A 12,264-nucleotide genomic window follows, 5' to 3' on the forward strand; every position below is an offset into this window, starting at 1 on the left:
CTCCCGTCCCGGCGCCGCAGTGCAGCGCCGCGCCGCCCCGCCGCATCGCCGGCGGCAAGTAGACCCGCGCCAAGCCCTTGGAGGCGCCCCTGTATCCCGACCCTCTGCTCGACCCGTCCACCTCGAACCGGGGCGCCCTGCCCTCGTACTGGGTCGGTCCGCGGCACCTGGCCGGTGACGACGGACGTCTCTACGACGCCATCGCCGACACGCTCGCCGGCCTCGGCTGGACCAGCCTTGTGATCGTCCGCGGACGCCAGGAGCCCGACGAGGCACCGGAGGACCGGCAGGTTCTGCGCAGCACCGTCCTCCACATCAGCCCCGACAGCCTCCGCTGGGCCCAGTGGGTGCTGCCCGACGAGCCGTTCCAGCTTGGTGGGCTGCCGATCGCCTGGCAGGTCTCCGCACGCTCCGACGCGAGCAGTCCGCTCGCGGAATGGTCCGCCTACTTCACCCTCGATGTCCCCGGCGAGGTCCTCACCGACTTCCTCCTCGCGCTCGACGAATGCGACCATCCCACGGCCTCGTTGACCGGGCCCGAGGTGGTCCTCGACGCGGTCACCGCACAGGGCTGGCTCCGCGAGGCCGACCAGCCCCACTCGACGGCGGTGCATCCCACGTTCACCTCCCGCCTCAGCCTCAGCGAGGTCCCGCCCCTCATCCAGGACGCTGACCCCAGCGCCCTGACCACCGGGCCGGATGAGACAGGGCCCTTCGGATGGCAGGCGTGGGCTGAGCCCGCGGTGGGCGCCCCGTATCTGTGGGCTGTGTCGTTCGGTGCCAGCGTGCCGCACGACCTCGTCGCTGCGTTCGCCCACTCCCTCAGCTCCACCGCACCGGTCCTGCGCCGGGTGCTACCGGAGAGCACGCGGGAGCGCCTCCTGCGCGTCCCCGCTGGTTGATTGTCGCTCCGCGCTACGAAGCCGGGCCTCCCGAATCGGGAGGCCCGGCTTCGTGCTGTATCGGCCTGACTGAACATGACGGTGCTCTCGGCCGCGTTCACCATCCGCAGTCACGGCCTGCGGGCGCGGGTGACGGTCCGTCCCTGTGCCGGGCGCTGCGCACGGCGTCGACTGCATTCCCCTGTGCTCGTGGGGCCACATGCCGGTGGTGTCGGCGGGCAGGTCGGCAGCCCGGCGGAGCCGCCATACGAGCACGTCGCTGACCGACTCCGCGCTCTCCAGTTCCCGTTTCCCTGCCGCCTCCGAGAGGAGCGTGGCGGGGGAGTGGCCAGCGTTTTCGGCGTCGGTGAGAGTGACGGCGAGGGCGTACCAGCCGGGTTCGGCGAGGATCTTCTCGGCCAGCTCCGGCAGCGCCTCGCGCAGCGCCGCCGTTTGCCGCTGCAGCAAAGGATGGCCCAGGTGTCGGCCGCGCTGGTAGAGGACGCCGAGGGGCTGGGCTGCGGCGGTCTGGTAGGCGGCGCGCAGGTGATCGGCTGCTTGGCGGGCGGCGGCGGCCTGCTGGGCGTGGCCCTTCTTCGCGTGCCAGTGGGCGGCGGCGATGATGAGGAAGAACAGCATGTCGATCGCCATGGCGGTGGTGGCGCCGTCCTCGCTCCGGCCGAGCGCTGGGCCGCTGCGGACCAACTCTCGGGCTGCCCGGCGTAGCTGCTGGCTGTGACGGAAGTCCTCGCGAGCGTGGGAGCGGGAGGCTCGCTCGAATGCCGACGCCGCCTTCTGTAGCTGGTGCCGGGTGTGGAGGGCGGAGGTTCTGGCGAGGGCGTCGAGGACCTCGCCGGTGGCGGTGATCTGCGCGGCGGCTGCCCTGTCGTTCCCCTGGTCGAGAACGAGAAGGGCCGCCCATGCCGCGTGCGTGGCGGTGCGCCGTGCTGCGGACGGCGCGGGCCACTGCAGTGGATGGTCCTGGTGGTCGGTGCCGGTCTGCGCCGACGCGACGGCAGACGTGTCGAAGCGGGCTTGGAGGCGGGGCAGGGACAGGTCGGGTGCGAGCGTGGAGCCGGAGTAGAAGACCGGTTCTCCATCCTTGTTGCGGTCGCCGGGCAGGGCGACGGTGTAGCCGCGCAGGTCACCCGAGGGCAGGACGCGGGTGCGCACGAGGAGGCCGGCGGCTTTGAGGCGGTCGAGGAACTCCTGCTCGGTTTCAGCGCCGGCAACTGCGCGGCGGACGGTCTCGCGCAGTTCCTCCCGTACGGTGCGGTCCCGGCCCTGGCGTTCAGCTTTGTGCCGTTCGGCGCTGGTGGGCCGCTTGGCGGCGGTGCCGTCGCCTGGGGTGACGCGGTGGAGGTCGTAGTCGGCTTCGATGAGGCGGGCTTCGGCCTGGGCACGTTTGCCGGAGCGGTGGTGGTCGGGGCGGCGGCCGTCTTCGCGTACGAGCGTGGCGATGATGTGGATGTGATCGTCGGCGTGGCGGACAGCCGCCCAGCGGCAGCCCGCGCCGTCGCCGGGGTCGATGCCGGTGGCGGCGACCATGCGGCGGGCGATGTCGCCCCACTGTGCATCGCTGAGGACCGGGTCGTCGGGAGCGGCGCGCACGGAGCAGTGCCAGACGTGCCTGTCGGGACGCTGGTCCGCATCGAGGAGGGACAGGGGCTGGTCGAGAAGGTGCTGGAGAGCCTTCTTCGTCGCCGAGGGGTCGCGTCCGGGGTCCGGAGCCATGTTGTCGAAGGAACGACCAGGTGCGGGTCGACGTGTTCCTCGTGGGTGCCCTTGCCGTACAGGTAGTGAAGAAGGCCGAGGGTGTTGCTGCCCTGCTTGTGGATCCGAGGGATCAAGCTGCCTCGTTCTCCTGTCGGCTGGTGATCCTGTCGGACGCCCGCTGGACGGCCTGCGCGGCGCGTTGCAGATCGTCAAGAGCGGTGACGAAGTGTGGCGCGTCAGCACCGGAGTTGAGCGCCTTGGCGATTTGGTTGACGTTGCCGCCGGCCCAGCCGAGCTGACGGCGTACGCCGAACAGGGCGGTGAGGACGTCGCGCTCGGTGGCGATGGCGGCTGCGGTCCGCGCTTGGTCACGGGCGGCGGCCAGGGCGGAATAGGCGAGGAACCCGGCCACGCTCATGCCGACGTGTTCGGCGCCGGCCTCGATGATGGCGAGTTCTTGCTCGTTGAGACGGACGCTGTGAGCGGGGCGCTGCTTCTTGTCGCGCGGGCGCGACTTCCCCGTCTTGGCCTTGCCCTTGTGGCTGGCCCTGACTGGCTGCGATCCGCCCTCGGTCGCAGCCTTCCCGCCCGGTGCCCCCTGGCGCCGGTCGGGCCCCGTCACCCCTGGGGCGGTGTCGGGTTCGGGCGCTCCCCCTGCGGGGGAGTGTCCGAACCTCCAACTTGCTCCCTCTGGGGCAGGGGTGGTTGGTAGGGAGTTGACGTGGGTGGTGGGTTCTTCGCGGTGCGGGTCGTGCATCGGGCCTCCATCTCAGGGTGTGGTTGTTGGAGCCGTTGGACGTTGGGCGCGGCCTTGAGTTGGATCTTGAACTCGCGGACGACGCGTCCGGCGTCGTCGCTGGAGACGGTGTAGTCGGCGTCGCGCAGGGCGCCCTCCACCCGGTCGCGGCTGACGCTCCCGGTCTCGTCGTACATGCGGCGGGCGACGTCGAGGATGACCTCTTCCGAGGCGCGGGGTTTGCGGTCCTCACGTTCCTTCCGGGCAGCCCGTTTTCGTTCGCGCCTGCCCGGTGCGCTGCCCGAGGTGTCGCCCGTGAGCGACGGGCCGTCTTCGGGCGGGCGGACCGCAGGCTCCGCCCGTGAAGGCGGTCCTGGCGTCGGGCGGGCAGGCTGTGGGCGGGCAGCCGGGGGCAGTTGGTCGTCGCCCGGTTCCGACGGGTGCGGGCGGGCGGTGTCCTCTGCCTGTTGCGCTGGTTCCGGGTGGACGGAGTGCGGGCGGCTGTGTCCGAAGTTACGGGCGGCATACGAGGTCGGGGCGTGCCAGCGCGGCGGCAGTGTGATGGAGCCGAGGCCGAAAGCCTGCTTGCGGGTGGCGAGCTTGCGCAGCAGCAACTCGTCCTGGAGGGGATCACTGTCGACATCGGCCCGCTCCAGGGCCCCGTGCAAGCGCTCTGCCAGGCGTCGTCCCCGCCGCTTACCGCGCTGCTGATCGGTCATCGCCTCGACGCGCAGGATCAGGGCAACGGATTCGCTCAGCGCCTGCTCGCGGATGAGTCGGGCGGCATCCGCGTCCTGGTCGGCTATGCCCAACCGGGCCAGCAGGTGTTCGCGTGCCTGGCGGACGAGGACGGCAGCCAGGCTGCGTGAGGCGGCCTCGGGGGTGCGGTGGCGCAGCTCGATGCCCATGGCCAGGTGCCACAACATCGCGGCCATAACCGGCCCTACCAAGGCCCGCACAGTGCCGCCGACCGGTCCGAACTCGGCGTAGGCCGGGATGATCTGCACTGCGGTGATCACCCATACCAGGACTCCGGGCAGCCCCGGCGCCCGTGCGGGCCCGTTGAGGTTCTGGCGAGCCATCAGAGCAGTGGCGAACAGGGTCAGTTCGGCGGTGGCGAACATGAAGGCGCGCTCGACGGTACTGCCCATGTCCAGGTAGTCGGCGGCGAACCGCCAGCTGGTGTCCGCGCTGTAGGCGGTGCAGCCAAGCGCGGCAACGGCAGCGACTCGCACTGCGACAGTCCCGCGCCAGCGGTTGGCGCTGGGCGGCTGGCGGCGCTGCTGGCGGATCATCCATCCGGCAAACAGCGCGAGAAGCACGAGCAGCACGAGCAGCACCGCTGTCATCGTGGGGGAGGTGGCCCAGCCGCGGAGGAGCGGAGTGCCGGCACTCCCGGCAGCCAGGGGCGCGAAGGCGATAGGGGGCATGGATGGGTCTCCAAGGTCAGAGGAAGCGGAAGGGGAGGACGATCACGGCGGGGCGCTTACGCGACCCCTCCTGCAAGGAGGCGGCCACGCGTAGGTGCCGCGCAGCGGCGCGTCATACAGGGGCCCTCCAACGGGCCCGCGCGGTCCAGGGCAGGTGCGAGCCTGGGCGGTGAAGCGAGGCAGGGCGGGGGAGGAGGCGCGTGGGCCGGTTAGGCGGTGGGCGCGGTGCGGCGTCGGTCGGGGCCGGTGAGGATGACGCGTTCGGTCATCTCGGCGAGGCGGGAGGCGACGCGGTCGCCGAGTGCGGTGCGCAGCTCGGCGGTGGGGAGGTTGGTGGTGATGAGAGTGGGGCGCAGGTGCTCGTACCGGTGGTTGATGAGCCGGTAGGTGAGTTCCTCGGTCCACTCGCTGGTCTTGGCCGCGCCGAGGTCGTCCAGGAGCAGCAGCGGGCAGCGGGCCAGCGTCTGCAGGTCGCGTTCGGCGTCGTGCCCGGCCCGGGGGCGGAGGCGCGCGTACAGGTCGGCGGTCGTGATGGCTTCCCAGCGCAGACGGACGCCGCGGGCGAGGAGGGCGCGGATGGCGCCGTACGCCTGGTGGGTCTTACCGGTGCCGGTGGGGCCGGCGATCAGCAGCGACGGGCCTTCCGCGATGCCGGGTCCGCCAGGGCCGGGGCATCCGGCGTGGGCGACCTGGTCGGCCCAGGCGGTGACCTGTGGGTGGTCGGCCAGGGCGCGGCGATAACGGGCGGGGATGCGGGAGTCGGCGAGTTCCAGCGCGGTGAGGGCCGGCTCGGTAGGTTCCTCGGCTGCGGTGCTGGCGTCGATGCCGCGGCTGGCCAGGATGCCGTTGAGGCGGTCGGCGAGAGGGCCGACGCGCTGGGGCGCGCGGGTGAGGGTGTCGGTCAGAGCTCTTCTCCGTAGGCGGTGGCGATGTCGCCCGGGTTCGTCCACGGCTTGTGGGCAACCGGCATGGTGGGCGTGGGCGTGGGCGTGGCGTTCATGGCCTCGTGCACCAGGCTCGGCAAGACGCTGGCGTGCAGGCCCTTGGCGCGGTGCCGTTCGAGCCCGGACCGGATGTGGGCGGGGGCGATGCCCTCGTCGAGCAGCTTGCGCACTTCCCGGCCGAGATGGCCCAGGACGTCCCTGGGCGGGCGGTGGGTGCAGGCGGCGGCGTACTCGGCAATGAGCTGCTGGGCCGAGACGGTGTCGGGTGCGGGGGCGCTTGCGCCCCCCGAAGGGGTAGTTCCTAGATCCATGATCCTAGGTCCTAGATCCGGACCGTGAGGCGTCACCGCAGCCGCAGGGAATCCTCCGTGCTCCTTCATGGAGGGCTCCGTGAAATTCGTCTGACCTGCGGTTTCGTCATCAGCGTCTGGGTTCACCGCAGGCTCCAGCACTTCGCCGGAGCCTTCACGGTGGGCTCCGTGAGGCGGCGGTGCGGGCTCCGTGACGCTGCCGCGTGTGGCGCGCTCGGCGGTGCTCGGCATGATGCCGGCCGGGGCGTCGTGGTGTGGGCAGGCTGGGAGGCGGCTCTTGCTGGGCCGGTTGATCTTCTGATGCTGCTGCCAGGTCACGATGTGCAGGTAGCGCTTGTGATCCGGGCCCTGGTAGCGGCAGATGAGGCCGGCGTCGGCGAGTTGGGCGAGGTCCTCCTCGACGTAGGCGGGGGTGTGGTCCGGGCGCAGGACCCACAGCTGTCCGGCGATGATCGCGGCGTGGTCGCGGTGGCGACCCTGGTCGTCGGCTTGGGTGAGCAGGCCGAAGAAGGTGCGCTCGGCGGTCAGGGTGATGGCGGCCAGGGATTCGGAGACGAAGGCTTCGGGCTTGATGGTGCGGATTCGTGCCAAGAGGTGGCGGTCCTCACTCGGTTACTCGTGGGCGGGCACCCACGGCTCACCGTCGATCGCGGCTGTTCGGGTGCAAGGGCAGGGCGTTGACCGGCTGTTGGCGCCGGGTGCGCTGAGAGCCGGTCGCGTTTCCAGGGGGTGTCGTCAACATAGCCACACCCAGGTCGCGCAAGTCCAGCCCAATCCAGTCGAATCTCTGACGGCAGAAAGGCTGCCGGGAATCGGGCTGCAAAGGACGGTGCGAAAACGGTAGGGCACGATCGCCGGTTGACCAAAAAGTTGCCCCGGATGCCGAGCCAGAAGCATCACATCGCCAAGTCGTTGACGTGCTAGCGACGAGGAAGCTACAACACAACACCCCACGTCAGAGCCGTCTCTGGGTGCCGCGCAGCATTGCGGAACCAGGGCTAAAGAAGCGGCGAATCTCCACACGTGCGAACTGCGCGCGGCGGAACATAGGCCACGATCGCCGGTTAACCAAACCGGCGAATGGACGCTACAACTGGAGCCATGGCAGCACGATCATTGGAAATCGGGTCCGCAGGAATACGGGCCGCCCGAACCATCGAAATCCTCCGCATCGAACGCGGCCTTGCCCAGCGTCAGTTGGCCGACCGCGTGACCGTCCTCGGGCGCCCCATGTCCAACACGATGCTGTCCCGCATCGAACGCGCCCAGCGCCGCTGCGACGTCGACGACCTCGTCGTCATCGCCGAAGCCCTCCTCGTCTCGCCCCTCGTGCTGCTGCAGGGGCCGAGCGCCCTGTGACGAGGTCCGTCCAGCACCGCTGACCGAGCACACCCGTCACCGAGATAGGACCCGCCTCCCTTGCATCACTCCGCGATGCCCCCTGCCCGCACGCCCGGCCTTTCCGGCACAGAGGGCGAAGCTGCGCTGCCGCGCCTCTACCGCCCCGAGGAGATCGCCGAGATCCTCGGCTGCTCTGCCTGGTGGGTCAAGGACCGAGCGCGACGCCGACTGATCCCGCACACCCGGGTCGGCCGCGCCTACCGATTCACCGTCGGTCATCTCGCCGAGATCGTGCGCCTCTACGAGGAGCGTCCGGCGCGGCCTCGGCAAGGCGTCGCAGCGGTGGCTGCTCCGATCTCGACGCCGACGGCTCAGGCCACTCCGCAACCTCGCCGGTCGCTCGGTGCCTCGGCGCCGCGCCTGCGTGCCCGGCCGCCGCGTCGGACGCAGTACGACACCGTCGCGTAGCGCGCCACCAACGAAAGCGGAACAAGGGGAGGAAAGCGGGACTTGGGTTTCGCGGAGAAGCGCGGAAACTACTGGCGCGGCCGATACAAGACCGCGCCCGGCAAGCACCTCACGGTCGTCGATGACAACGGCAAGGCGATCAAGTTCGCCACCAAGGGAGAGGCCCAGCGCGCCGCGAGTGAGGCCGAGAACAAGTACCGGCGCGGGGACTGGCGCGATCCGGCGCTCGGCCAGGAGACCTTCGGCGAGTACGCGAACCGCTGGTACGAGGCTCAGGACCTGGCCGCCTCGACCATGCAGAACTACAAGCGCCACATCGAGGAGCACCTGCTCCCCGAGTTCGAGGACAAGGCCCTCGCCGGCGTCCTGCGCACGGACGTCGACCGGTGGGAGAAGAAGGAGAAGGCTCTCTACGCGGCCTCCAGCGTCAAGACCTGGCGCTCGACACTCCACCTGATCTTCGAGGACGCGATCGACGAGGGCCTGATCACGTCCAACCCGGCGGCCAGGCGGCGGGGGCGCGGTAAGCGCGCCGGGCGCTCCAGGGACCGAGGCCCGGAGAAGGTCGTCACCGACGCGCTCGGCATCCTGCTGACCGCCGAGAGGGCCGCCCTGCTCTCCGGCCGCGACGACGAGTTCGTCGCCGTCGTCCTCAAGGGATACACCGGCATGCGCTGGGGCGAGATCGTCGGCCTGGAGACCGAGTTCGCACGTCCCGGGGCTGTCCGCGTTGAGTGGCAGCTGTACGAACTCGACACAGGGGTGCTGGTGCGCTGCCCGCCCAAGGACGACAGCTATCGCACCATCGATTCCATGGACTGGCTGTCGGCCCTGGTCGCCAACCACGTCGCCCGCACCAAGCCGACGCCCTGCTCGTGCCACGGCAGGACCTACGTCTTCCGCGGGCAGGGCGCGGGTCGTACCGGTGGCCACCAGGGCGCGAAGCTCACCGACGTCGCGCACCGCGCCGGCATCTCCACGGGGACGGTGTCCAATGTCCTCAACCACCCCGACCGTGTCACCGAAGCCACGCGTGTACGGGTCGAGAAGGCCATCGCGGACCTCGGTTTCGTACGGGGCGGCGCGGCGCCGACGCACGCAGTCCATTGGCGCAGGAACGGTTTCGCGACGTGGCTGTTCACCCCTGCGGTCTCCGGCTGGTACCCGAAGAAGGCGCCGCAGGAACCACGGCCTGTGCCGCTACTCGGCGAGCCTTGGCCCGGTGTCCCGGCGCGGGGGCGCGGCGCCAGTGCGCGGGCCGACGCATGCTGGCTCCCGATCGCCAAGGGCCTCACACCCCACGGGCTCCGCCACACCCACCGGACCATGATGGAGGACCTCGGCACCGAGAAGGTGCTCATGGACGAGCGCATGGGCCACATCGACGCCTCGGTCTCGGCGCGCTACGCCCATGTCACGCCCGGCATGCGCAAGCGGCTCATGCTCGGTCTGACCGAACAGTGGGAGGCTGCGCTCGACGCGCGGCTTGCCATGCGTCCCACGTCACCGGTGCGCGTGCTCGATGACCTTCTGCGCGCACGGAGGCAGACACGTGGCCTGGCGTAACGCCAGCGGCGAGTTGCGCCTGTGCCTCGTACGGTGCACAGGCGCTTCCTTTTCGCTCGAAGCACGGTCGGCCTACCCACTGGGCCTGATCACGTCGACGGGAACCTGGTGCGCTCGGTTCCTTCTGGTGGTTTTGGCGAATCGACGGGCGCCGGAATCAACGGACCTGGCTCAATGGGCACATGGAGATGGGCGAGCACTGGGCATACCGCGCGAGGCCGAAGGAACTGGGCAGCGCGGTTCGCCAGGTAGAGATCGTTCGTGTGGGCGGACCCGGCAGGACCGGCTGGGTCCACGTGCGGTTCCTCGAAGGCGACGCCGCCGGCCTGCAGGAATGGGTCAATCCCACTTCCCTCGTAGCGCCGTGGGCGAAGGTTGGAACGTTCCGCGCGGACGACGAGGCGGAATTGGCATTGGCCGAGGCGTCGCGACACGTGAGGGGCAGCACGGACTTCGAGGCCGCGCGGCTGATCCTCGGGTTCGTCCGACCGAAGAGCAAACTACGTCTACGACGCGGCGTCCCGGATGCCGGGATTCTGGACATGGGCCGGCTGGATGAGACCGCAACGCTCGTCGGCATGGACGCCGCGGAACTGCGGGGCGACCCTATGGTCTATGAGAACCGCGACGGCCTGTGCCTGGCCGGTTGGCCGGTCACTGAACGCCTCGCCCGTCATGTGGCCGACCGCCTCGCCGAGACGATCCTGCCGGAGGTGGACCGCAAGCAGCAGAGCCTGGAGCAGGAACGTGCCCAGTCCTCCTGGTACTCCTATAGCCGCCGGGACGACTGCAAGCTGGACGCGGAAGCGGCCGTCCTGAGAACTGTGCGGGCGTGGTGTGGCGAGGACAAGTCCGAGCGCTACGACGAACTGGTTGCCCTGCGCGCCGAGGTTATTCGGCTCGGGCAATTGGTCGAGCGTGCGGTGACGGCCCTACGTGACCGCGGGCATGGTGTCATCGCCTCCACCATTGAGCGCGACCTTGGCGTCCATATCTCCAGCCTTGGTCCAGAAGTTCGTCGCTGAAGTCGCGCCGCCGGTCTGGCTCCGGCTTGGGTGGCGCGACGTCCGCCTGAGGCTTCTCCTTCTCCGGCAGCTTCTCCTTCTCCGGCCGCTGCGGGTGCCAGCCGTCGAGAAACGGCCGCAGCTGGTCTCCCGTCGGCTTCGCGTGGAAGTTGTGGCCAGCCAGTCCCCTGCCGCTCACTGTGGGGTCGAGCCGGTCTGCCTCGGCCTTCCCCCACGCCGACCACTCCCGCAGCCTTTCGGCGTCGAGGACGTCTTCGGACGTGGTGGCGGCTTTGTCCAGAGCTGCGCAGAAGTCCCTGATCTCCCCTGCGCCTCGCCACTGCTCCATGGCCGTGCCGAAGCGCTCGGCACGCACCGCGTCCACCGCCTTGATGGACGCGACGCTGACGGCCACCTCCCACTCCCGCTGCCTACGCTCCTTCTCCTCCGCTTCCCGACGACGGCGCTCTTCCTCCTGCCGCTCCTGCTCCTCGCGCAGTCGCTGCTGTTCCGCTTCCCGCTCTTCCCGCAGCCGTCGCTGCTCAGCTTCGCGCTCCAGCCGAGCCCGCTCCTGCTCTTCCGCACGGGCCTTGAGCGCTCGGAAGACCGAACCGATCTGGTCCTCCAGCGGCTTCTTGGCGGTGTCGGCCCAGTCCTTCTTCCAGCCGGAGGCGTAGCTGTAGCCCGAGTGCTGGCTGAAATGCAGCTCCAGCTCGCCGGACGGCTCGAACTGTTGCGCCGGAGTGACCCGCTGCCAGTCGTACGTACGTCGGCCCGGCTGCTTGGGCACGTATCGAACCTGCTTCTGCCGCTCGCGGAAGCTGATCTCGTACGTCCTGCCGTGGATGGTGAGCAGGGGTCTCGGCTGCCTGCGCTTCTTGGACACCGCGATCTCGCCATGGCGGACGAGGGCCTGCTCGGCGAGGAGCCGGAGCAGTGAGAGCATCCGGGGGAGGACCTCCTCGGAGATCTCAAAGGCGCTGTGGTCCGCGGTCACCGCGGCGATCACGTCCTCAACGTCGGTGATCACACGGCTGCGTGCCAGGCGAATCCGGTTCCACTCGGTGTCGTCCTCGCCGGTCACCCTGAGCAGGCCGAGGAAGAAGTCCCCTTTCGCCCGCCCGCTGTGCCTGAGGTGGTATCCCTCGGGGGCACACTGCCGCGCGGCGTCGAATGCTCTCCGGTAGCGGGCCCGCTCCTGGTCGCTAGGGTTCGGGATCCGAAGAAATCGTCCGGCTTCCTGCACCTGCGCGATCAGTGCGGCTCCGACTTCTGCTGGTGACGGGCGTGGGGGTTTGACGGCACGCTGCGGGGCTGGGTTCGCCTTGGGCGGGGGAGTAGCGTCCTGCTGAGGGCGAGGGGTAGCCGGCGCCTTGGCTCCAGACGCCGCCGAACGAGGTTTGCGTGGAGTCCGCTCCGGGTGGTCGGGATGTTGCCCGTGCTCCAGGTAGAAACGTCCCGCGTCAGTGATCTCCGCCTGCCACTTTCCAGCCTGCTTCGGCATGGTGATCAAACCCCGGCCCTTCAGAGCGCGGGCGGTGACGGCGAGCTCGGGGCTGTCCGAGGTAACGGGCTCGGTGTCCTTCCCGATACGGGTGAGGAGCGCGAGCTGGCGGTCGTTTATCGGAGACCAAGGGTGCATGGCGATCGTCGTACCGTCTGTGGTCACGTCAGCACAACCCGTGCAGGGTGACTCCTCCTGCGCGTTCAACGCGGCCATGCGTCTTTGAAGAGTGTCCAGTTGGACAGAACGGCCGGCCCTGTACGTAGCCACCGCGTCTGCGGGGCCAAACGGCCCATAGCACGCCGGTGTGACAATCTGGCCTCAGGAACGGGTGATTTTGGCCGTTCGTGAACTGCAGCCTGG

The 12,264-nt window shown here is 69.8% G+C and carries 11 protein-coding genes; 5 read left to right on the top strand and 6 right to left on the bottom strand.

Going from position 1 to position 12,264, the window contains the following annotated elements; genetic code table 11:
- Positions 1 to 77 precede the first annotated feature (77 nt).
- The gene (locus ACH492_RS29080) at positions 78 to 902 is read left to right on the top strand and encodes a DUF317 domain-containing protein (protein WP_398990703.1); all 825 of its coding nucleotides are present in this window, start codon (positions 78 to 80) and stop codon (positions 900 to 902) included.
- Here ACH492_RS29080 and ACH492_RS29085 read toward each other — a convergent pair.
- The 5 genes from ACH492_RS29085 to ACH492_RS29105 all read right to left on the bottom strand — a co-directional run bounded on the left by ACH492_RS29085 (position 855) and on the right by ACH492_RS29105 (position 6,609).
- Entirely contained in the window at positions 855 to 2,615 is a 1,761-nt protein-coding gene (locus ACH492_RS29085; protein ID WP_398990705.1) for a relaxase/mobilization nuclease domain-containing protein, read from the bottom strand. The two genes, ACH492_RS29080 and ACH492_RS29085, sit on opposite strands and share 48 nt — an antisense overlap.
- Positions 2,616 to 2,727: 112 nt before the next feature.
- Positions 2,728 to 3,219, bottom strand: a complete 492-nt coding sequence (locus tag ACH492_RS29090; protein ID WP_398990707.1) for a plasmid mobilization protein — start codon at positions 3,217 to 3,219, stop codon at positions 2,728 to 2,730.
- Complete coding sequence (locus ACH492_RS29095; protein WP_398990709.1) at positions 3,216 to 4,763, bottom strand: hypothetical protein; 1,548 nt, start codon at positions 4,761 to 4,763, stop codon at positions 3,216 to 3,218. The genes ACH492_RS29090 and ACH492_RS29095 overlap by 4 nt, the downstream gene beginning before the upstream one ends.
- A gap of 209 nt (positions 4,764 to 4,972) precedes the next feature.
- The gene (locus tag ACH492_RS29100; protein WP_398990835.1) at positions 4,973 to 5,668 is read right to left on the bottom strand and encodes an ATP-binding protein; all 696 of its coding nucleotides are present in this window, start codon (positions 5,666 to 5,668) and stop codon (positions 4,973 to 4,975) included.
- On the bottom strand, positions 5,665 to 6,609 hold the full coding sequence (locus tag ACH492_RS29105; RefSeq protein WP_398990711.1) for a hypothetical protein: 945 nt from the start codon (positions 6,607 to 6,609) through the stop codon (positions 5,665 to 5,667). Before ACH492_RS29105 ends, ACH492_RS29100 begins: the two co-directional genes overlap by 4 nt.
- A gap of 510 nt (positions 6,610 to 7,119) precedes the next feature.
- Between ACH492_RS29105 and ACH492_RS29110 the strand changes: the two genes are divergently transcribed.
- From ACH492_RS29110 to ACH492_RS29125, 4 genes are all read left to right on the top strand, one after another.
- The gene (locus ACH492_RS29110) at positions 7,120 to 7,377 is read left to right on the top strand and encodes a helix-turn-helix domain-containing protein (protein WP_398990712.1); all 258 of its coding nucleotides are present in this window, start codon (positions 7,120 to 7,122) and stop codon (positions 7,375 to 7,377) included.
- Positions 7,378 to 7,452: 75 nt separating this feature from the next.
- Positions 7,453 to 7,827 carry a helix-turn-helix domain-containing protein gene (locus ACH492_RS29115; protein ID WP_398990714.1) on the top strand — a complete coding sequence of 125 codons (375 nt, stop codon included), beginning with the start codon at positions 7,453 to 7,455 and terminating at the stop codon, positions 7,825 to 7,827.
- Positions 7,828 to 7,869: 42 nt separating this feature from the next.
- Entirely contained in the window at positions 7,870 to 9,393 is a 1,524-nt protein-coding gene (locus ACH492_RS29120; protein ID WP_398990716.1) for a tyrosine-type recombinase/integrase, read from the top strand.
- Positions 9,394 to 9,575: 182 nt separating this feature from the next.
- Positions 9,576 to 10,418, top strand: coding sequence for a PE-PGRS family protein (locus ACH492_RS29125; protein ID WP_398990718.1), 843 nt, complete (start codon positions 9,576 to 9,578; stop codon positions 10,416 to 10,418).
- Here the strand turns inward: ACH492_RS29125 and ACH492_RS29130 are convergent.
- Positions 10,348 to 12,039: a PE-PGRS family protein gene (locus tag ACH492_RS29130; RefSeq protein ID WP_398990720.1), complete on the bottom strand. Its 1,692-nt coding sequence runs from the start codon at positions 12,037 to 12,039 to the stop codon at positions 10,348 to 10,350. The two genes, ACH492_RS29125 and ACH492_RS29130, sit on opposite strands and share 71 nt — an antisense overlap.
- Positions 12,040 to 12,264: the final 225 nt, after the last annotated feature.

Source organism: Streptomyces sp. NPDC019443 (assembly GCF_044389785.1).
Taxonomy (GTDB): domain Bacteria; phylum Actinomycetota; class Actinomycetes; order Streptomycetales; family Streptomycetaceae; genus Streptomyces.